Source organism: Listeria booriae (assembly GCF_000766865.1).
Taxonomy (GTDB): Bacteria; Bacillota; Bacilli; order Lactobacillales; family Listeriaceae; genus Listeria_A; species Listeria_A booriae.
In genome coordinates this window covers 1-19,669 of sequence record NZ_JNFA01000029.1, presented here as the reverse complement: position 1 = coordinate 19,669, position 19,669 = coordinate 1, and the positions used below count along the sequence as shown (strand labels likewise).

14 protein-coding genes, 22 tRNA genes, 1 rRNA gene and 1 riboswitch are annotated in these 19,669 nt (G+C 46.9%); of the genes, 3 read left to right on the top strand and 34 right to left on the bottom strand.

What is annotated here, in order from left to right; all coding sequences use genetic code 11:
* Positions 1-2 precede the first annotated feature (2 nt).
* Positions 3-479 (bottom strand): RNA deprotection pyrophosphohydrolase, encoded by a 477-nt coding sequence (ytkD, locus tag EP57_RS13860; protein ID WP_036087620.1) that lies wholly within the window; start codon positions 477-479, stop codon positions 3-5.
* A gap of 72 nt (positions 480-551) precedes the next feature.
* Between ytkD and yidD the strand changes: the two genes are divergently transcribed.
* Both yidD and EP57_RS13850 read left to right on the top strand, forming a co-directional pair.
* Positions 552-812, top strand: a complete 261-nt coding sequence (yidD, locus tag EP57_RS13855) for a membrane protein insertion efficiency factor YidD (protein WP_036087618.1) — start codon at positions 552-554, stop codon at positions 810-812.
* A gap of 177 nt (positions 813-989) precedes the next feature.
* A complete protein-coding gene (locus EP57_RS13850; RefSeq protein ID WP_036087614.1) occupies positions 990-1,943 on the top strand; it encodes a metal ABC transporter solute-binding protein, Zn/Mn family in 954 nt (317 codons plus the stop codon).
* Positions 1,944-2,010: 67 nt separating this feature from the next.
* Here EP57_RS13850 and EP57_RS13845 read toward each other — a convergent pair whose 3' ends face one another.
* From EP57_RS13845 to EP57_RS13825, 5 genes are read right to left on the bottom strand one after another with little or no spacing between them, the layout of a single operon-like run.
* Positions 2,011-3,435: an o-succinylbenzoate--CoA ligase gene (locus EP57_RS13845; RefSeq protein WP_036087611.1), complete on the bottom strand. Its 1,425-nt coding sequence runs from the start codon at positions 3,433-3,435 to the stop codon at positions 2,011-2,013.
* Between the two features lie 10 nt (positions 3,436-3,445).
* A complete protein-coding gene (gene menB / locus EP57_RS13840; RefSeq protein ID WP_036087609.1) occupies positions 3,446-4,264 on the bottom strand; it encodes a 1,4-dihydroxy-2-naphthoyl-CoA synthase in 819 nt (272 codons plus the stop codon).
* Positions 4,264-5,091: a 2-succinyl-6-hydroxy-2,4-cyclohexadiene-1-carboxylate synthase gene (gene menH / locus EP57_RS13835; protein WP_036087902.1), complete on the bottom strand. Its 828-nt coding sequence runs from the start codon at positions 5,089-5,091 to the stop codon at positions 4,264-4,266. The genes menB and menH overlap by 1 nt, the downstream gene beginning before the upstream one ends.
* Positions 5,091-6,836 carry a 2-succinyl-5-enolpyruvyl-6-hydroxy-3-cyclohexene-1-carboxylic-acid synthase gene (menD, locus tag EP57_RS13830; RefSeq protein ID WP_036087607.1) on the bottom strand — a complete coding sequence of 582 codons (1,746 nt, stop codon included), beginning with the start codon at positions 6,834-6,836 and terminating at the stop codon, positions 5,091-5,093. Before menD ends, menH begins: the two co-directional genes overlap by 1 nt.
* The gene (locus EP57_RS13825) at positions 6,823-8,214 is read right to left on the bottom strand and encodes an isochorismate synthase (protein WP_036087605.1); all 1,392 of its coding nucleotides are present in this window, start codon (positions 8,212-8,214) and stop codon (positions 6,823-6,825) included. The genes menD and EP57_RS13825 overlap by 14 nt, the downstream gene beginning before the upstream one ends.
* A gap of 194 nt (positions 8,215-8,408) precedes the next feature.
* Here EP57_RS13825 and EP57_RS13820 point away from each other — a divergent pair, with 194 nt between their 5' ends.
* Positions 8,409-9,353: a 1,4-dihydroxy-2-naphthoate polyprenyltransferase gene (locus tag EP57_RS13820; RefSeq protein ID WP_036087602.1), complete on the top strand. Its 945-nt coding sequence runs from the start codon at positions 8,409-8,411 to the stop codon at positions 9,351-9,353.
* Positions 9,354-9,399: 46 nt separating this feature from the next.
* On the opposite strand, the gene EP57_RS13815 is transcribed toward EP57_RS13820, so the two are convergent.
* The 28 genes from EP57_RS13815 to rrf all read right to left on the bottom strand — a co-directional run bounded on the left by EP57_RS13815 (position 9,400) and on the right by rrf (position 19,622).
* Positions 9,400-11,259 carry a bifunctional homocysteine S-methyltransferase/methylenetetrahydrofolate reductase gene (locus tag EP57_RS13815; protein ID WP_036087600.1) on the bottom strand — a complete coding sequence of 620 codons (1,860 nt, stop codon included), beginning with the start codon at positions 11,257-11,259 and terminating at the stop codon, positions 9,400-9,402.
* On the bottom strand, positions 11,259-12,428 hold the full coding sequence (gene metC / locus EP57_RS13810; protein ID WP_036087599.1) for a cystathionine beta-lyase: 1,170 nt from the start codon (positions 12,426-12,428) through the stop codon (positions 11,259-11,261). The genes EP57_RS13815 and metC overlap by 1 nt, the downstream gene beginning before the upstream one ends.
* Positions 12,421-13,548 (bottom strand): aminotransferase class I/II-fold pyridoxal phosphate-dependent enzyme, encoded by a 1,128-nt coding sequence (locus tag EP57_RS13805; RefSeq protein WP_036087901.1) that lies wholly within the window; start codon positions 13,546-13,548, stop codon positions 12,421-12,423. The genes metC and EP57_RS13805 overlap by 8 nt, the downstream gene beginning before the upstream one ends.
* Before the next feature lie 73 nt (positions 13,549-13,621).
* Positions 13,622-15,904 (bottom strand): 5-methyltetrahydropteroyltriglutamate--homocysteine S-methyltransferase, encoded by a 2,283-nt coding sequence (gene metE / locus EP57_RS13800; protein ID WP_036087598.1) that lies wholly within the window; start codon positions 15,902-15,904, stop codon positions 13,622-13,624.
* A 100-nt stretch (positions 15,905-16,004) separates the two neighbouring features.
* Positions 16,005-16,111, bottom strand: a riboswitch (SAM riboswitch).
* A gap of 84 nt (positions 16,112-16,195) precedes the next feature.
* Positions 16,196-17,371 carry an MFS transporter gene (locus EP57_RS13795; protein WP_036087596.1) on the bottom strand — a complete coding sequence of 392 codons (1,176 nt, stop codon included), beginning with the start codon at positions 17,369-17,371 and terminating at the stop codon, positions 16,196-16,198.
* A gap of 35 nt (positions 17,372-17,406) precedes the next feature.
* Positions 17,407-17,478 (bottom strand) — tRNA-Glu (locus tag EP57_RS13790).
* A gap of 31 nt (positions 17,479-17,509) precedes the next feature.
* Positions 17,510-17,600, bottom strand: a tRNA-Ser gene (locus tag EP57_RS13785).
* Between the two features lie 18 nt (positions 17,601-17,618).
* Positions 17,619-17,691: transfer RNA gene (locus EP57_RS13780), tRNA-Asn, on the bottom strand.
* Between the two features lie 9 nt (positions 17,692-17,700).
* A tRNA-Ile gene (locus EP57_RS13775) sits at positions 17,701-17,777 on the bottom strand.
* An 18-nt stretch (positions 17,778-17,795) separates the two neighbouring features.
* Positions 17,796-17,866, bottom strand: a tRNA-Gly gene (locus EP57_RS13770).
* A 22-nt stretch (positions 17,867-17,888) separates the two neighbouring features.
* Positions 17,889-17,961: transfer RNA gene (locus EP57_RS13765), tRNA-His, on the bottom strand.
* 15 nt (positions 17,962-17,976) lie between these two features.
* Positions 17,977-18,052 (bottom strand) — tRNA-Thr (locus EP57_RS13760).
* Between the two features lie 23 nt (positions 18,053-18,075).
* A tRNA-Phe gene (locus EP57_RS13755) sits at positions 18,076-18,151 on the bottom strand.
* Between the two features lie 10 nt (positions 18,152-18,161).
* Positions 18,162-18,234: transfer RNA gene (locus tag EP57_RS13750), tRNA-Asp, on the bottom strand.
* A 5-nt stretch (positions 18,235-18,239) separates the two neighbouring features.
* A tRNA-Met gene (locus tag EP57_RS13745) sits at positions 18,240-18,313 on the bottom strand.
* A gap of 37 nt (positions 18,314-18,350) precedes the next feature.
* Positions 18,351-18,440 (bottom strand) — tRNA-Ser (locus EP57_RS13740).
* 25 nt (positions 18,441-18,465) lie between these two features.
* A tRNA-Ile gene (locus EP57_RS13735) sits at positions 18,466-18,539 on the bottom strand.
* A 10-nt stretch (positions 18,540-18,549) separates the two neighbouring features.
* Positions 18,550-18,623, bottom strand: a tRNA-Met gene (locus tag EP57_RS13730).
* Between the two features lie 43 nt (positions 18,624-18,666).
* A tRNA-Ala gene (locus tag EP57_RS13725) sits at positions 18,667-18,742 on the bottom strand.
* Positions 18,743-18,768: 26 nt separating this feature from the next.
* Positions 18,769-18,845 (bottom strand) — tRNA-Pro (locus tag EP57_RS13720).
* Positions 18,846-18,850: 5 nt separating this feature from the next.
* Positions 18,851-18,924: transfer RNA gene (locus EP57_RS13715), tRNA-Arg, on the bottom strand.
* A 14-nt stretch (positions 18,925-18,938) separates the two neighbouring features.
* A tRNA-Leu gene (locus tag EP57_RS13710) sits at positions 18,939-19,027 on the bottom strand.
* A gap of 29 nt (positions 19,028-19,056) precedes the next feature.
* Positions 19,057-19,131 (bottom strand) — tRNA-Gly (locus EP57_RS13705).
* A gap of 8 nt (positions 19,132-19,139) precedes the next feature.
* Positions 19,140-19,221: transfer RNA gene (locus EP57_RS13700), tRNA-Leu, on the bottom strand.
* 4 nt (positions 19,222-19,225) lie between these two features.
* A tRNA-Lys gene (locus EP57_RS13695) sits at positions 19,226-19,298 on the bottom strand.
* A 33-nt stretch (positions 19,299-19,331) separates the two neighbouring features.
* Positions 19,332-19,407: transfer RNA gene (locus tag EP57_RS13690), tRNA-Thr, on the bottom strand.
* A gap of 10 nt (positions 19,408-19,417) precedes the next feature.
* Positions 19,418-19,490: transfer RNA gene (locus EP57_RS13685), tRNA-Val, on the bottom strand.
* A gap of 16 nt (positions 19,491-19,506) precedes the next feature.
* Positions 19,507-19,622: ribosomal RNA gene (gene rrf, locus EP57_RS13680) — 5S ribosomal RNA — on the bottom strand.
* Positions 19,623-19,669 lie beyond the last annotated feature (47 nt).

The window sequence follows — 19,669 nt, the reverse complement described above, 5'->3', positions numbered from 1 at the left end:
TTCTACCTCCAATTGTTTATTTGCATTTGGCGCATAACTTCCTGAATCACGACCTGCATTCCTTCATCACGCATGAAAAAACTAAATGACTCGGCTTTTACAATATCTCTTAAATCTCCAGCGATAAGAATCGGGCCATGCGTTTCCATATAGTCCACCTGATTGACAAAACCCGTCACATTCGCAAAAAAGACCCGTTTGCTAAAAATACGTTCTGCCGTCTTTACTTCATATTGCGCTATTCGATGTAACTTGTCCAATTTGGCGCCTGTTTCTTCCATTGTTTCACGTCTTGCAGCTACCTCATTGGTCTCCCCGCGCTCACCCTTACCACCAGGAAACTCAATACCTCGCGTTTTATGCGACGTAAACAACCACGCATCATGAAATCGCGCAATGACAAGTACATCATCTGCTTCTTTTGTCGCATTAAATTGAATCGAAACGGCATTACCTAGCGAATCTTGATACGTATACATGCTTCTTCCCTTTCTTTTTTTCAAATTTGTGGTACGATAATTATATTCTATTTAACGAAGGTGATTAGCAAAATGAAGAAAATTATGTTGGGCGGTATTCAACTTTATCGCAAATATATTTCGCCTCTAAAACCCGGTACGTGCCGCTTCTATCCGACATGTTCCCAATACGGCATGGAAGCCATTACAGAACACGGTGCGCTAAAAGGCGGCTGGCTTACTATTAAGCGAATTTCCAAATGTCATCCACTGCATAAAGGCGGCGTTGATTTAGTGCCTCTTAAATGTGATGACAAAGCTCACCACCATCATCACCATTATAATGAAAAGTAGGAGTCGGTGCAAGGAACGCGTAGACCCCTCCTATTTTTTTTGAAAAAATTCATGCTAAGGCTTGTTTTTTCATTCCAGATGCGGTATTATAAATTTCTGATGTTAAATCGTAACGACTACGATTTATTATTTTTACACATCAAATAAGAATCATTTCGATTTAGGAGGTTTCCATTTTTGAAGAAATTAGCTTTTTTACTTAGTACATTATTAGTTACGGCTGTGTTCCTGGCAGGATGCGGTGACAATAGCGACGCGCAGAAGAAAGACAACGACAAATTAACAGTATATACAACCGTGTATCCTTTACAATACTTAGCATCACAAATTGGCGGTACATATGTGGATGCGCATTCCGTCTATCCCGCAGGCTCTGATGCCCACAGCTTTGACCCAACACAAAAAGACATGATGAACATTGCCGATAGCGATTTATTTTTCTATATCGGTCTTGGCATGGAAGGTTTTGTCGATAAAGCGAAACAATCTTTGAAAAATGAAAACGTGAAGTTCGTCGTAACAACGGATAATTTGCATTTGCCAACGATGTCTCATGAAGAAGAAGACCATGAGCACGAGGAAGACGAAGATGGGCACGATCATGGCGATATTAACCCCCACGTTTGGCTTGACCCGAACTATATGATCACAATGGCCGCAACCGTTCGCGACAACCTTAGCAAAGAACTCCCAGCCCAAAAAGAAACCTTCAACAAAAACTACGAAAAAGTCGTATCCCAGCTAAAAACATTAAATACAGACTATAAAACAATGGCAGACACAGCAAAACATAAAGATTTCGTAACAGCACACGCAGCGTATGGCTACTGGGAAAAGGAATATGGCTTGAAACAAATTCCGATTGCTGGCATCTCCACAAGCGATGAGCCTTCCCAAAAGAAATTAACTACGATTGTAAACACGATTAAAAGCGAGAAAATCCCTTACATTTTACTAGAACAAAACACAAACTCTAAAATCGCTGATGTTATTCAGAAAGAAACCGATACGAAAACATTGAAACTGCATAACTTAGAAACACTGACACAAAAAGATATAGATGCAAAACGTGATTATATGTCGATTATGAAAGATAACTTGGCGGCATTGAAGACGGCGTTGAATTATTAAATGTATGAAAAAGGATCCAAACATGAGAGGGAAACCTCCTTTGTTTGGATTCTTTTTGTTGCCTTGATTATAGTTTTTTTAATTTATGTCGCTGAATTTTTTGTGAAGCTGTTTTTGGTAATTCATCAAGAAAGTGAAATTGGTGCGGAATTTTATATTTGGCTAGTCTTTCTTCACAGAATTGATGTAATTGTTCTTCCGATGTCTCTTTGGTAGTAACCAGGAAGGCGACGGGAACTTCTCCCCATTTGTCGTCTTGTTTTGCCACAACGGCTACTTCTAGAACAGTTGGGTATTCAAGCAGAACGTGCTCGATTTCTGTAGGATAGATGTTTTCACCGCCCGAAATAATGAGATCCGAGCGCCGTTCTTGGACGAATAAGAAGCCATCTTGATCGAGGTAGCCAATGTCTCCCGTTCGAAACCAGCCGTTAGCATCAAAGGCAGCCTGTGTCGCCGCTTCATTATGCAGATAGCCTGCCGTTATATTAGGACCTTTTAGCAAAATTTCATCTTGATCGCTGATTTTCACTTCTGCAGGAAATAAAGGCTTGCCTGATGCGCCGATTTTTTGTAGTGCGTCTTCTGGTGGTAGTGTTACGATTTGCGAAGCGGTTTCTGTCATGCCGAACGATTGAATGAGCGGGATGCCTTTTGCAAAACAAGATTCTAAAATGGCTTTGCTAGCAGGGCCTCCGCCGAGCAACATGCAACGGAATTTCGGATGGTAAGATTTTGTGTATGTATCTAGCAGGCGCTGAACCATCGTTGTTACAACGGAGATGATGGTTACTTCGCCACTACGCAGAAATTGATCGACACGTTTTGCATCGAAATGTTCCTCTAGGTATACAGGTATTCCGTAAATCACCGAGCGCATTAAAATCGACAAGCCGCTAATATGAAAAATTGGTACTGCGCAAAGCCAACTGTCGCCCTCTTGTAAACCGAGATTCAGCATCGACCCCGTTGCGCTCCACCAATGGTTGCCAAATGTTTGCATCACGCCTTTTGGTTTGCCCGTCGTGCCTGACGTATACATAATCGAAGCCACCGTCTCCATTGGAAAATGAGAAACGGCTTGCGTCACGCCAGAAGACTCCGCCATCATAACTTCCGTAAAAGCCACTGCCCGCACATCCCCTGCCGCATTCGCCATCACATCCGCAAAATCCGCCGCATACAAACACCGTTCTACCCGCGCATCTCGAATTTGGTATCCCATTTCCGTCGCGGTCAGCCGGTTATTCAAAAACACCGTCTTGGTCCCTAGTTGCTGCAACGCATGAAGCATCAGAAAAGTATCGCGGTCATTTTTACCGAGCAATGCCACGAACATCCCGTCACGCACACCAAAAGAAGCCAGTTGCCCAGCCACTTTTTGCACAGCGTCATATATCTCTGAAAATGTTTCTTGCTTACCATCAAAAACAAGCGCGGTCCTCTTTGGAGAAAGCCGCACTCGTTTTTCCAACCAATTGGTTAGTTCCATCATTGTCACCTCAAGGGAATTTCGGGAATTGGTCGAAATCGGGATCACGTTTTTCTTTGAACGCGTCACGTCCTTCTTTCGCTTCATCCGTCGTATAATAAAGCAATGTCGCATCGCCCGCTAGTTGTTGAATGCCGGCAAGACCGTCTGTATCCGCGTTGAACGCAGCCTTAATAAAACGAAGCGCCGTCGGACTTTTCTTCAACATTTCTTTCGCCCAAGCAACCGTCTCTGTTTCAAGTTCGGCAAGCGGCACAACTGTGTTTATCCAGCCCATTTCAAGCGCTTCAGCCGCCGTGTATTGACGACACATGAACCAAACTTCTTTCGCTTTTTTGTGACCGATAACGCGCGCCAAGTAACCAGAACCATAACCCGCATCAAAGCTACCAACATTCGGTCCTGTTTGACCAAATTTCGCGTTGTCCGCCGCAATCGTCAAGTCACACACAAGTTGCAACACATTTCCGCCACCAATAGACCAGCCAGCGACCATCGCAATGACCGGTTTTGGAATCACACGAATCAAACGTTGCAAATCAAGCACGTTCAAACGAGGAATATTGTCATCGCCAACATAACCACCGTTTCCGCGAACCTTCTGATCGCCACCAGAACAGAACGCCTTCTCGCCTTCTCCTGTTAAAATAATGACGCCAACTTGTGCATCCTCACGCGCAATCGTAAACGCATCAATCATTTCAATCACTGTTTTTGGAGTAAACGCATTGTGAACCTGCGGACGGTTAATCGTAATTTTCGCGATACCTTCGTATGTTTCGTACTTAATTTCCTCGTAATCCTTCTCTTTCTTCCAATCAAAACCCATTATTTCGTTCCTCCTCTAATTCGTAGCCAATTGCGCACCGCATAGCCAAAACATTCAGGTTGTTCCAGATGAATCGTATGCCCCGCATTGGAAAATGTTATATATTTTGCATCAGGTAACGCGTCTTTCATATCCCGCGCAATCCCGCAAAATTTCTGGTCCTCATGCCCCGCTAAAAGCAAGGTCGGAATAGCAAGCGACGGCAAATCCTCCCAAAAAGAAGGCTGAACCCCCGTCCCCATTCCTTGCAAACTTCCTGCCAACCCGCTAGCACGCTGATTTAAGCGCTCCTCACGAATTTTCACTTGTTGTGTCTCCGGAATACTCGCCTGCGTTGCAAAAAGTGGCAATCGTTCCCACCCAGCAACAAAATCGGCGACACCATCCGTCTCAATCCGCATCGCAAGTTCCGCATCACGAGCCGCGCGCAGTTGCCGATCTTGCGCATTCTCAAGACCTGGCGAAGCACTTTGAAGCACTAGCGTCCGCACCCGATTCGGATATTCCACCGCCAAGCCTAGCGCCAAACGGCCTCCCATCGAGTATCCTAACACCATGGCTTCCGTTACACCAAGCCCGTCCAAAATCGCAATCAAGTCCGCCGTCTGTTCACGCATCGCATACCGCGCGGCGTCCCGCGGAGCATCCGTTTTCCCATGCCCCAACAAATCCACCGTCACACAATGCCAATCCGTAGCCAACATCGGCAAAACGCCATCATACGTCGCGTGCGAACCCGTAAAGCCATGCAACAAAAGCAACGTTCCGCGTCCCATCAGCGCCCGATTCGTCTCCACGACATGGTATTCCACATCACGAATCCGCATCATTTAGCCAACTCCTCACGAATCTCCGTTGCAATCCGCTCCCACAAAGCCCGATGCCCGTCAACATTCTCATACCGATTCGTCTTCACCTCAATAATATCGAGTCCCTTGTGGAACTGCGCCTTATCTAGCGCATCATGCAACTCATCCCAATCCTTCACCTCATGGAAATCCCCTTCATAAAGCGCCGCCGCATAACGGAAATCAAGATCCGCTCCCGTTCCAAACAACGTCTCAAAATACTTCGGTTCTTTTGCCTGCGGTAAAAACGAGAAAATCCCGCCGCCGTTATTATTCACCACAATAATCGTCAAGTTCAGACCATACTTTTTCGCCATCAAAAGTCCGTTCATATCATGATAAAACGACAAATCACCAATCAGCAAATACATCGGCTGTTCCGTCAAACTCGCACCAAGCGCAGAAGAAACCACACCATCAATCCCATTCGCGCCCCGATTCGCAAGCATCCGTACCTGCTTATTAATTTGCGCAAAATACGTATCCACATCACGAATCGGCATACTATTCCCAATGAACAGTCCCGCACGTTCCGGAATCCATTCACGCAGCTCATACACAAGTTTACCTTCATCCAATTGCTCAAGCTCCGCCATATGTTCTCGCATCACCGCTTGCACTTTCCCATTCAAATCATGCCACATCTTCGTCCAACTTGGCGTCGTCTTCTCCTGCCAGCCTTCCGTCAATGCCTGCACCAAGAAATGCTCATCACAATGAATCATATTCGTCACCGCTTTAATCGGGTCTTTCCAAGCAGCACCAGGATCCACCACATAAAACATCACGTCTTCCAATGCCTCCAACCATTTCGAAAGCGACTTCGACACCGGCATCGCACCAAAACGAATCACGACTTCCGGTTGCAACGCCACGCGCACCGCCTCCTCTTGCAAAATCGCATCATACTGGTCAATCACGACATCGCTATACGCCCCGTAACTGCGCAACTGCGAAAGCGGATCTGCCAAAATCGGCCAACCAATCTGCTCTGCAAGCGCCACAATTTTCGGCGAAAAAGCCTTCTTATCTAGAGGCCCCGCCACAAAAACACCACGCTTGCCAGCACACGCCTCAATAATCTGTGTAATGACAGCGTCTTCCAACACTTCATGCGTATAATAAATATGCACATGTCGGCGCTTCTTATCCGTTACAGCAAACGGCGACGGCTCCAAAATTGGCATCAATGGCTCACGTAACGGGAAGTTCAAATGTACCGGTCCACGTGGCGCATTCATCGCAATATCCACAGCCTTCGAGCCGTGCCATTTTGCAAAACGCAACATTTCCGTCGAATTTTCCGGCAACGCCATATCCGTAAAGTCCTTCACATGCGTCCCAAATAACTGCACCTGATCCATCGCTTGCGGCGCCCCAACATTTCGCAATTCATGCGGCCGATCCGCCGTCAAAACAAGCAACGGCACCTGTGACAAATTGCTTTCTGCCACCGCAGGAAAATAATTCGCCGCCGCCGTTCCCGATGTACACAAAAGAACAACCGGTCTTTTCGAAGCCTTCGCAATTCCCAACGCGAAAAATCCCGCCGAGCGTTCATCCACATCCACATAAATTTTTAGCGTCGGATGTTCTGCCATAAGTAAAGCAATCGGCGTCGAGCGCGAGCCTGGGCTAATTACCGCTTCCTTCACGCCAGCCTGTACTAGTTCCTCTACAAAAGCTGCCAAATATTCCGTCATGACTTGTCTATGATCGTTCATGTACTTTACCTCCTAATACGCGTAACATCGGCTGGAATTTCATCGCCGTCTCCGCAAGTTCATCTACTGGCACTGAATCCGCCACAATACCGCATCCAGCATACAATAACGCATCCGTATCTATCGTAAGCGCCGAACGAATCGCGACCACAAACTCACCACGATCCTTCGCGTCAATCCAGCCAATCGGTGCCCCGTAAAGCCCACGATCCATCGCTTCCTTCAATCGAATCACTGTCATCGCATCTTCCTGCGGCCAACCACCAAGCGCTGGCGTCGGATGAAGCGCCCGAACCACGTCCAGTAACTTCGCCGAACCCCGATTCCCAGCAACCGTCATATACAGATGCTGAATATCCCGATTTTTAAGCAATTCCGGATTCGCCGACACTTCCACATCCTCGCAAAAGCGCGCCATTGTCTCCTCAATCATCTCCACAACAAAATGATGTTCCGCTAAGTTCTTCGCATCATTGAGTAACGTTGCCCCGAGCGCCTCATCCTCGGCATCCGTCGTCCCGCGTCCAATCGAACCAGCCACACAAGCCGACTCCATCCGCGTTTCATCCGCCAATACTAACCGCTCCGGCGTTGCCCCAAAGAAAGTCCGCGTCCCATTTTCCAACACGAAACAATAACTATTCCCCTGCTGCGCCTCCATATTCGCGATAATCCGACTACTCGACAAAAAGCCATCAAAACCCAGTCGCATGCGCCGCGCCAGTACTACTTTTTGCAAATGTTCCGTGTCCTGCAGTAACGCCACAACGTCCGTCGCAGCCGCAAGCCAAGCATCCTCAGCCAATCGCTCCTCCAAAATACAATCTGGGGTCGCATCACTGCTAGGCGTCGTGTCACAAATCCGTTCCCACTGCGCCATCACAGCTTCTACTTTATCATACCCATCGTCTGCCGATAACCAAATATTCACCGACAAATAACGATGTCCTTCCTTTTCCGTCACCAGAAACAGCGGCAAATAAAAAAGTCCTTGCCCAAACGATTCCCATTCCGGCGCCACATCACTTTGCGCATCAAAGCGAAATCCACCAAAATAAACCGCACCACAAGCGCTTTCCTCACTGTTCGTCACCGTTCTGCGGAGCACCTGCTCTTTTCTCGTATGTAATGCCGAAAACCGATCGCCTCCGGGCTCCATTCGTAACTGATCCATCACGCCAAATCCAGCAAGTCGCAAGGACCGTTCTTTATTTTGCCAAAAGAATCGTTCTCCCTTAAAAGTCTCTGCCTGATCAAATAGTTGCTTTGCAGTCATGTCTGTCAGTTCGCTTACCCAACTTAGCAACACCTGCTCTTTTTGCGAATCCATGGTCCGCTTTGCCTGCTCAAATAGCTCTACCGGCAATGTTAGTCCCATATTACTCATCTCTCCTTCATTGCCTTAACTCACCTCCTCATTATAACAAAAGCCCGTTATTTTTACACCTTTAGACACTTTACAAAACAACTACAACCGCCATTTCAAAAAGAATTATCCTATTTAATTGACTAATGGCTCAAGTTTCCCTAAAATTAAACAAGTATAAAGGTTTAAAAAAAGGAGAGAAACAAATGGCACACGGCACAAAATCAGCCATTGTACGGCACTCTGGTTTCCATAAATGGTGGATGTTACTCCGTCCACACACACTGGTCGCATCATTCGTCCCTGTATTTTTAGGAACTACTGTCGCAATGAGCTATGAAAGTTTTCATTTTACGCGCTTTTTCGTAATGTTAATTTCCTGCTTCCTCATCCAAACGTCAGCAAATCTTTTCAATGAATATTATGACTACAAAAAAGGACAAGATGATGAGCATACAGTAGGAAACGGCGGCGCAATTGTTAGGAACGGGATGAAACCAGGATTTATTTTATTCCTTGCCATTTTTCTATATGTACTAGCGATTCTTGGCGGTGTTTACTTATGCATGGACGTAAATAACTGGTGGATCGGGTTACTCGGTATTATATCGATGCTCGTTGGTTATTTATACACTGGCGGCCCTTATCCAATCGCCTACACACCGTTTGGCGAAATCATGGCAGGTTTTTTCATGGGAGGAATCATTACGTACATTTCCTTCTATATTCAAGCCGGATTTATTAGTTCGTTCATTGTATACGTATCGATTCCAGTGATGGTCTTAGTCGGCAACCTCTTGCTCGCAAACAGTATCCGCGATTTAGAACCCGACAAAGCAAACGGACGCCTCACGTTAGCGATTCTACTCGGTCGTAAAGGCGCACTTGTTTTATTCACTGCCGCATTTATTTTCGCGTACGCATGGGAAATCGCCTTAATTTTCACAGTGGAAGCAACGCCGTGGATTTTAATCATTCTTCTAAGCGTTCCCGAAGCTATCAAAGCCGTTCGCCGCTTCATCGGCAAAAGCGTACCAATTACAATGGTCCCCGCGATGAAAGCAACGAGCAAGGCGCTTACGTTCTTCGGCTTACTACTAGCCATCGCCTTCTTAATCAGCTTACTAAGCGCGAATATGATTGATTTTTAATAATTAAAAAGTACCAGTGAACCGTTAATGGCTCGCTGGTACTTTTTTAATTTTGCGATATGATTTGTTCTGCAACTTCTTGTTTACTCTGCACATATTTCGTCAACTCAATCGACAAGTCGTAGCGCAAGAACGGTGTGATAATGTAGACACCATTGAAATGTTTGCAAATCGCATCGATAATTTCCTTCGCAATCGCCATTCCTTCTTCGCGCGCCGTACCCGCCTGCTCCGCCTCACGCATCCTCTCACGAACCTCGTCCGTCAACCGAATACCAGGCACCTCATTATGCAAGAACTCCGCATTCCGGCTAGAAAGTAACGGCATTACACCAACAAAAATCGGCACCGTAATTCCCGCCGCATCGAGCGCTTCTTTTAGCTGTACTGCTTTTTCCGTATCATAAATTGGCTGTGTGATAATGTAATCCGCGCCGTATTCCACTTTCCGTTCAATCAGGCGGACCGCTTTGTCGAGCTTCAGCACATTCGGATTAAACGCCGCAGCTACTTGGAAGCGCGCCTTCTCCTTCAACGATTTCCCCGTATACGAAATCCCGTCATTGAACTTCTTAATCAGCTGCACCAATTCCACCGAGCGCAAATCAAACACCGAAGACGCCCCCGGAAAATCACCAACCTTACTCGGATCTCCCGTCACCGCCAACACATCCAGAATTCCCAACTTATGAAAACCCATAATATGCGAATGCATCCCAATCAAATTATGATCTCGCGTCGTCAAATGAATCAGCGGTCTAATATTATATTCCTGCTTCAAAATCGCGGCCAGCGCCATATTACTAATCCGCGGTGTCGCAAGCGAATTATCCGAAATCGTAATCGCATCAACCCCCGCATCATCCAGCGCTTTCGCTCCTTCAAAAAACGTATCCGTATCAAAAGTACGCGGCGGATCAAGCTCTACCAACACGGTAAATGCCTCTTTCACCTTGTCAGTCAAACGCACGCCAACGTCCTCTGCTGACTCCAATTCCGCTAATTCCAAAATCGGATGCACTACTTTTGAAGTAACCGGCTCTAGCGATTTCAAGCCTTTGCGTAACGCTCGAATATGATCTGGCGTCGTGCCACAGCACCCACCAATTAAGCGCACACCTTCCTGCCTGAAAATCTCACCATATTGCTCAAAATAATCTGTTTCCGTCTGATAAACCACTTTTCCTTCATCCATCTGCGGCAAACTTGCATTCGGGTACGCCGACAAATACGCATTTTCCAAAATCGGCACACTCTCTAGCGCCTTCGCCATATGATACGGGCCCAACCTACAGTTACCGCCAACAACATCGGCACCAAGATCCGCCAATTCCTGCAAAGCCGAGGCAAGCGTCTGGCCACTTTGTAGCAAACCCGGTTCATGCATCGACACATTCGCAATAATCGGCAAGTCCGTCGTTTCCCGCGTAATTTTCAGCACCGTTTTCAGTTCATCTAAATCATAATACGTCTCCAGCAAAATCGCATCCACGCCCTCAAGCAACAAACAATACAGCTGCTCTCTAAAACTACGCTTAATCTCCTCCATGCTGGGCGCCGAAATCCGCGCATCATTCGCGCCATTAATCCCGCCAATCGTACCAAAAATATAAACACCCGTCCCGCGGGCTGCCTCTTTCGCATGGCGCACAGCCGCTTGGTTAATTTTTTTAATATCATCTTGCAACCCGTAGCGCGATAATTTAATATAATTCGCACTATACGTGTTTGTTTGAATAATGTCTGCACCCGCCTCGATATAAGCCCGGTGGATCGCAACGATATCATCTGGATGCGATAAATTTAATTCTTCAAAGGAACGATCAACCCCGTAAGAATAAAGCAGTGTACCCATTGCACCATCAGCAATTAAAACCTTCTCACTCAAATCGCGGCGTAAATTCATCAACGAGCACTCCTTTCAACCGTATACGCAAGTGCCTGCTTGAAATCTTGAATGATATCATCCACATCCTCAAGCCCCACCGAAAAGCGTAATAATCCTGGCGTAATACCAAGTTTCAACCGTTCTGCCTCAGGAATCGCCGCATGTGACATCCGCGCAGGATAAGACAAGATACTCTCCACCGCGCCCAAACTCACTGAAAAAACTGGCAACTGCACATGATTCACAAATTGGCGCGCCGCCTCTTCACTACCCAGGTCAAACGACAATACCGCGCCCGCCGCCTCTGCCTGAACCTGCTGCAACGCATAATCAGGATGTGACGACAAACCAGGATAAAACACCGCCGCAACCCGCTCATCCGCTTCCAAAAATTCCGCCACACGCTGCGCCGACTCCGTGCCTACATTCATCCTCACTGCCAATGTTTTCAAACCACGCAGTAGCAACCAACAATCCTGCACACCGAGAACACCGCCCGTCGAATTTTGCATGAAATATACTTGTTTGGCAAGCTCCTCATTATTCGTCACAACAAGCCCCGCTAAAATATCACTATGGCCACCGAGAAACTTCGTCGCACTATGCACAACCAAGTCCGCGCCCAAATCCAAAGGCCGTTGCAAAACTGGCGTCAAAAACGTATTATCCACAAACGTCAAACAATCATGCTCTTTCGCAAGTCGCGCCACCGCCGCAATATCCGTCACACGCATCAACGGATTCGAAGGCGTCTCCACATAAACCAATTTCGTATTCTCCTGAAAAGCCGCTGCCACCGCATCCAAATCACCCATATCAACAAACGTATGCGTAATCCCATACCGCGGCAAAACCTGCTCCGTCAACCGAAACGTCCCGCCATACACATCGCCCGAAATTATAAAATGATCTCCTTGTGACAACGTAAGTAGCGCTGCCGAAATGGCCGCCATCCCAGTCGCAAACGCAAAACCATGCGTCCCATTTTCCAATTTTGCAATTGCTTCTTCCACAGCCTGACGCGTCGGATTCCCCGATCTCGCATAATCAAACGCATGATAATTATCAAAATCCGGCTGGTGAAACGTCGAAGATAAATGCAGCGGCGTATTCAAAGCCCCCGTCGCCTCATCAATCCCCAAACTCGCATGCACAACCTTCGTCCGAAAAGAAATTTCCTCACTCATGCACGCTCACCCCTTCCTTCAAAACACTCGCAAAAGCCTGCTCCAAATCTGCAATCAAATCATCACTATTTTCAATTCCTACAGAAATCCGCAACAACTCATCCGTCAAACCGTAAGATTCCCGAAGCTCCCGCGGCACGTCCGCATGCGTCTGCGTCACCGGATACGTAATCAAACTCTCCACACCACCAAGACTCTCCGCAAAAGTAAACAGTTCCAAACTCCGCAACAGCGGCGAAACAAGTCCAGCATCCTTAATCAAGAAGCTCACCATCCCGCCTTTTCCAGGATACAACACTTTTGTGACCGCCTCATGCCCTTCCAAAAACGCCACCACTTTGCGCGCATTTTTCTGATGTTGCTCTACCCGCAAAACAAGCGTCTTCAATCCACGAATCAAAAGCCAGCTATCAAACGGCGAAAGCACCGCCCCAATCGAATTATGGAAATCACGCAACTGCACCGCTAACGCCTCATCCTTCACAATCACAGCACCCGCAAGCACATCATTATGCCCACCTAAATACTTCGTCGCACTATGAAACACAATATCCACACCCAAATCAAGCGGTTGCTGCAAAACCGGCGTCAAAAACGTATTATCCACAATAACAAGCAACCCGTGCTTCTTCGCAAAAGCAACCACTTCCACAAGATCCGTTTCCACCATCAACGGATTGGTCGGCGTCTCAATAAACACCGCCTTCGTCTCCGGCTTCAGCAAACTCTCCAAATCCGCAATATCTGTTGTCTCCCAATACGAAAAGTCAACCCGATACTTCTTCGCAATCAGCTCAAAATAACGATATGTACCACCATATAAATCCCGCGAAGAAATAATATGATCCCCACTTCCAAAAAGCGTAAAGATCAACTGAATCGCACTCATACCTGAACTTGTCGCAAAACCAGCCGTCCCATTTTCCAAAGTCGCAAGCGCCTCTTCCAAAACTTCCCGCGTCGGATTTCCCGTTCTCGTATAATCATATCCCGTTGACACACCAAGATCTTCATGACGGTATGCAGTCGACAAATAAATCGGCATATTGACAGCACCAGTCGCTCCACTTTTTCGATTTCCAATTTGCGCTACAATCGTTTCTTTTTGTAATTTTGTCAATCCAATCCCCTCCAATAATTTAAAAAGCGCTAGGAGTAGCAACATGATGCCGTTCCTAGCGCCTGTTTCTCACTTATTTAGTTACTTTGTACTCTTCGCGAATTTCCTTCGTCGCATTTACCATGTCACGAAGCGCCGCCACTGTTTCTTTTTCCTTACGCGTTTTCAAACCACAGTCTGGATTTACCCAGAACTGACGCGCATCAATGACTTTTAACGCACGGCGGATATTGTCTTGAATCTCACCAGTCGTTGGGACACGCGGGCTATGAATATCATAAACACCCAAGCCAATCTCTTTGTCATATCCCACTTTCTCAAAGGTTTCAATAATTTCACCATGACTTCTAGACGTTTCAATCGAAATAACATCCGCATCCAGCGCGCTAATCGTATCAATAATATCTTCAAACTCCGCATAACACATATGCGTATGAATTTGCGTATCATTTTTCACGGAAGTCGTCGTTAACTTGAAGGAATACACCGCATCATCCAAGTATTTTTGCCATCTCGAACGTTTTAGCGGTAACCCTTCACGAAGCGCCGGCTCATCCACTTGAATCACTCGAATGCCAGCAGCCTCAAGCGCCTCTACCTCTTTACGCAATGCCAATCCAACTTGATTTGCAACCACATAATCCGGCACATCATCACGCACAAACGACCAATTGATAATCGTCACTGGCGCCGTCAACATCCCCTTCACAGGACGATCCGTCAACGACTGCGCATACACGCTTTCCTTCACCGTGATAGCTTCCGTAAACGCCACATCCCCGTAAACCAATGGCGGACGCACCGCACGCGATCCATAAGACTGCACCCAGCCAAACTTCGTCGCTTGGAACCCATCTAACTTCTGGCCAAAATACTCCACCATGTCCGTTCTTTCAAACTCACCATGCACCAACACATCCAAATCCAAGTCCTCTTGAATTCGAATCCAGCGCTCCGTTTCTTCCTCAATAAACTTCTCATATTCCGCATCCGTAATCACCTTTTTCAACCAGTCCGAACGTTTTTTCCGAACCTCAGGAGACTGCGGAAAACTACCAATTGTCGTCGTTGGCAATAACGGCAACTGCAACCATTCATGCTGCAACTTAATCCGCTCAGCAAACGGTAAATCACGTTTTACTTCCACGTTTTCTAAATTCCGAATCGCCTCTTGCACTTCCGCATTATTTCGGTGATGCGAACCATTAATCGCATCCAGCCCCGCCTTCGCATCCGCAAATACAGCCTTCACATCTTCCCCGTTCAGCGCTTTTGCTAAAGCTACCAATTCCACTAACTTCTCATCCGCAAACGATAACCCACCAAGCAAAACCCCGTCCAAATCAGGCTCACTCAGCTTCGTCACCGGCACATGCAATAACGAACTAGAAGGCTGCACAATCAAGCGCTCCTTAGGAACTACTTTTGCGATACGCTCTAATAATGCTAACTTCGCATCCAAATCCGCACGCCACACGTTCCTGCCATCAATTACCCCAGCCGCCAAAACCTTATCCGCCGGGAAGCCAAATCTCTCAAGCGCCTCAATCGATTCCCCATGATCATGCACAAAATCGACACCAATCGCAGCAACCGGAAGTTTCACAACATCTTCAAAATAATCAAGACTTTCGAAATAGGTTTGCAATTCAATTTTCAAATCAGGTGCAACTTTAGCAAAATTCGCGTACACCTCTTCAAAAAGCGCCAACTCACTCTTATCAAAACTTGTTGCTAAGTAAGGCTCATCGATCTGCACCCACGTCGCGCCAGCATCTTGTAATTCCTTTAAAACCTGACCATACAGCGGAACCAACTGATCGAGCAATCCTTTAAAATCAGCATTCCCCTTCGCCAGCTTCAAATACGTAATCGGCCCAACAAGCACTGGCTTCCCATCAATACCAAGCTCCTGTTTCGCCTCTTCGTAATAAAACAACGCCCGATTCTCCGTCAATTGCGGCTTCGCACCCTCAAGCTCTGGCACGATATAATGATAATTCGTATTAAACCACTTCGTCATCTCCGAAGCCACCGCATCATCCTTACCACGCGCTATCTCAAAATATGTATCAATCGGCACCTTCCCGCCATCATAAGCAAAGCGCTTCGGCACAATACCAAATGTAATACTCGTATCCAGAATATGATCGTAAAATGAGAAATCCCCAACAGGAATCAAATCAATCCCTTTGTCCTGCTGTTTCTTCAAAGCATGTAAACGCAATTCTTTAGTTTCAGAAAGTAATTGCTCTTCTGAAATCTTATTGTTCCAGTAATTCTCTAACGCTTTCTTCCACTCCCGTTTCTCACCAAGACGCGGATACCCTAAATTTGAACTTTGAACATTTGCCATTTCACATCACCATTCCCTTATTAATTTTTCATACAAAAAACCTCTCTAGCTAGTGACCAGAGAGGTTACGAATATCCGAAAGAACGAACATGCATGCACTCTCTTATCTTTCAAAGCATCACACTTTGCAGGATTTAGCACCTTTTCAAAAAATTGAAAGGTTGCCGGGTTTCACAGGGCCAGTCCCTCTACCACTCACAATAAGAGTTTCATATGAAATTGAAATTACATCCAGTTCGAATGTATTGAATTTATATTACCATCCCACCAAATTCCTGTCAACTAAAAAAATTAAACTATTTTTTCCTGTCTCCCCTTTTTCCCGAAAAACAGCGCTATAAAAGCCAACACCAGCAGTCCAGTAATAACAAAATAAAACACATCGTTCCCGAACAAACCAATCATAATTCCCGATGCCGAAGGACCAAGAATGCTCCCCAAACTAAAGCTCATCCCAACCAAAATATTCCCCGCAGGCAAAAGCTCAAGCGGTGTCAAATCCGTCATATAAGAAAGCCCCAACGAATACATCGACCCCAAGAAAATCCCCAGCACAAAAAACATCCCGATTAACACAAAACTATTCGAAACAAACGCCGTCACAAAAAATACAACAGCCCCGATACCAACAAACAACGGCAAAACTTTCCCCCGTCCCATTCTATCACTCAAAATCCCAATCGGTACCTGAAACAAAATCGTCCCCACCGAAAAAGAAGAAATAATCGTCACAACCATGGCCTGCGGAATCCCGTCCCGAAGCCCCACAATCGGAAAAGTCGCATTAAGCGCCGTCTCCAGTATCCCATACACAAATGGCGGAATCATCGCGATCCAAGCCAATTTAAACACATCCGAAAACCGTCTCAAACTACCAAAAAACGAAATTTCCCGAATGACAGCACTCTCTGCCACAAACTCGTTCCGCAAAAACCAAACAAGTCCCCAAGCAATAACGACCATCAGTCCCGAAATAAAGAACGGCAAATTCACATTAATCGCCATCAAGTTTACCAACTGCGGCCCAATCGCAAATCCGAGCGAGAAGAATAACCCATAAACAGCCATATTCCGTCCCCGTTTCGAAGGATGACTCATCGCTCCAATCCAAGTCTGCGAAGAAAAATGCAGCATATGATCCCCCACACCAATCAAAAGCCGCAGCACAAACCAAAAGTACAAATTAAACCACAACGAAAATAACAATAAAGCCAGCGCTACAATCCCGCCACCAACAATAATAATCGGTTTATAACCAAAGCGATGTAGCGGCGCCTCAATAAACGGCGAAACCAACAACACCCCAATATAAATCCCCGTCGCATGAAACCCATTAATCCCCGCAGAAATCCCATGCTCCTCAAATATAATCGAAATCAGCGGCAACAATAGCCCTTGCGACAATCCCGATATAGCAACGACCACCGTCAAAATCCAAAACTTAAACCGATCCTTTAAAAAGAACAATGCCTAATATCGACATTGTTCTTTATAATCAGCGATGACCCGTACGGGATTCGAACCCGTGTTACCGCCGTGAAAGGGCGGTGTCTTAACCGCTTGACCAACGGGCCTTTATACAAATATTAATCGCATCTTTTATACTGGCGGAGAAGGAGGGATTTGAACCCTCGCGCCGCGTTAACGACCTACACCCTTAGCAGGGGCGCCTCTTCAGCCACTTGAGTACTTCCCCAATATAAAAACTTACAAGCTCCACAGGCAAGACTCGAACTTGCGACCGATCGGTTAACAGCCGATTGCTCTACCAACTGAGCTACTGTGGAATAATCATATGGTGGGCCTAAATGGACTCGAACCATCGACCTCACGCTTATCAGGCGTGCGCTCTAACCAGCTGAGCTATAGGCCCCAATTGAAAAATATAAAGAGCGGGTGATGGGAATCGAACCCACGACAACAGCTTGGAAGGCTGTAGTTTTACCACTAAACTACACCCGCATCATCCAAAACTACCTAAAAAGGCGGCTAGTGGGAATCGAACCCACGCGTGCCTGAACCACAATCAGGTGCGTTAACCACTTCGCCATAGCCGCCGCTATCGCTAAATATGGTGCCGGCTGCAAGAGTCGAACTCGCGACCTACTGATTACAAATCAGTTGCTCTACCAACTGAGCTAAGCCGGCTTAAGATACTAATTAAAATCATATGGTGGCTTGGGACAGAATCGAACTGCCGACACCTTGAGCTTCAATCAAGTGCTCTACCAACTGAGCTACCAAGCCATAAGTAAAGCGGTCCCGACGGGATTTGAACCCGCGATCTCCTGCGTGACAGGCAGGCATGTTAACCCCTACACCACGGAACCACTAATTGCGGGGACAGGATTTGAACCTGCGACCTTCGGGTTATGAGCCCGACGAGCTACCAGACTGCTCCACCCCGCGACGATATTAAATTATCCACAAATCACTAAGAAGAAAAAGGAGGAAGAGGGATTCGAACCCCCGCGCGGTCTTACCCGCCTGTCGGTTTTCAAGACCGATCCCTTCAGCCAGACTTGGGTATTCCTCCATGGTATTAATATAATAGTGATAGGTGGACCTTGCAGGACTCGAACCTGCGACCGGACGGTTATGAGCCGTCTGCTCTAACCAACTGAGCTAAAGGTCCAAATTAAAGGTAGCGGCGGAGGGAGTCGAACCCACGACCTTTCGGGTATGAACCGAATGCTCTAGCCATCTGAGCTACACCGCCATATTAAAATACAACGTTACCTTTAAATCTCATAAAAACATATTGGTGGAGCCTAGCGGGATCGAACCGCTGACCTCCTGCGTGCAAAGCAGGCGCTCTCCCAGCTGAGCTAAGGCCCCAATAAAATAGTAGGATAACTTTTTAATGGTCGGGAAGACAGGATTCGAACCTGCGACCCCTTGGTCCCAAACCAAGTGCTCTACCAAGCTGAGCTACTTCCCGAAAAGCGCGCCCGAGAGGATTCGAACCTCTAACCGCTTGATTCGTAGTCAAGTACTCTATCCAGTTGAGCTACGGGCGCATTATATAAGTATATGGTGCCGAGGACCGGAATCGAACCGGTACGGATATCACTATCCGCAGGATTTTAAGTCCTGTGCGTCTGCCAGTTCCGCCACCCCGGCGTTAGAAACTTTATAATGGCATGTTTATTTGGAGCGGAAGACGGGGTTCGAACCCGCGACCCCCACCTTGGCAAGGTGATGTTCTACCACTGAACTACTTCCGCATAAAGAGTGCGGGTGAAAGGACTTGAACCTTCACGCCTCGCGGCGCCAGATCCTAAATCTGGTGCGTCTGCCAATTCCGCCACACCCGCAAAATGAGCCGTGATGGGCTCGAACCATCGACCCTCTGATTAAAAGTCAGATGCTCTACCAACTGAGCTAACGGCTCACAATACAAACATTGGTTATACTATGAGAAATATGGTGCCGGCTGCAAGAGTCGAACTCGCGACCTACTGATTACAAATCAGTTGCTCTACCAACTGAGCTAAGCCGGCTTGCTATAAATGGGGGCTAACGGGATCGAACCGCTGACCCTCTGCTTGTAAGGCAGATGCTCTCCCAGCTGAGCTAAGCCCCCTAAAAATATGTACACTGCCCGGCGACGACCTACTCTCACAGGGGGAAGCCCCCTACTACCATCGGCGCTGAAAAGCTTAACTTCCGTGTTCGGGATGGGAACGGGTGTGACCTCTTCGCCATCATCACCAGACAATGTGATTCGAAAGAACGCTGTTCTCTCAAAACTAGATAAGAAAG

Bases quoted from the DNA above. Each gene is read 5' to 3' on its own strand.
- ytkD (WP_036087620.1), bottom strand. From the start codon at position 479: ATGTATACGTATCAAGATTCGCTAGGTAATGCCGTTTCGATTCAATTT.
- yidD (WP_036087618.1), top strand. From the start codon at position 552: ATGAAGAAAATTATGTTGGGCGGTATTCAACTTTATCGCAAATATATT.
- EP57_RS13845 (WP_036087611.1), bottom strand. From the start codon at position 3,435: ATGGAACTAACCAATTGGTTGGAAAAACGAGTGCGGCTTTCTCCAAAG.
- menB (WP_036087609.1), bottom strand. From the start codon at position 4,264: ATGGGTTTTGATTGGAAGAAAGAGAAGGATTACGAGGAAATTAAGTAC.
- menH (WP_036087902.1), bottom strand. From the start codon at position 5,091: ATGCGGATTCGTGATGTGGAATACCATGTCGTGGAGACGAATCGGGCG.
- menD (WP_036087607.1), bottom strand. From the start codon at position 6,836: ATGAACGATCATAGACAAGTCATGACGGAATATTTGGCAGCTTTTGTA.
- EP57_RS13825 (WP_036087605.1), bottom strand. From the start codon at position 8,214: ATGGGACTAACATTGCCGGTAGAGCTATTTGAGCAGGCAAAGCGGACC.
- EP57_RS13820 (WP_036087602.1), top strand. From the start codon at position 8,409: ATGGCACACGGCACAAAATCAGCCATTGTACGGCACTCTGGTTTCCAT.
- EP57_RS13815 (WP_036087600.1), bottom strand. From the start codon at position 11,259: ATGAATTTACGCCGCGATTTGAGTGAGAAGGTTTTAATTGCTGATGGT.
- metC (WP_036087599.1), bottom strand. From the start codon at position 12,428: ATGAGTGAGGAAATTTCTTTTCGGACGAAGGTTGTGCATGCGAGTTTG.
- metE (WP_036087598.1), bottom strand. From the start codon at position 15,904: ATGGCAAATGTTCAAAGTTCAAATTTAGGGTATCCGCGTCTTGGTGAG.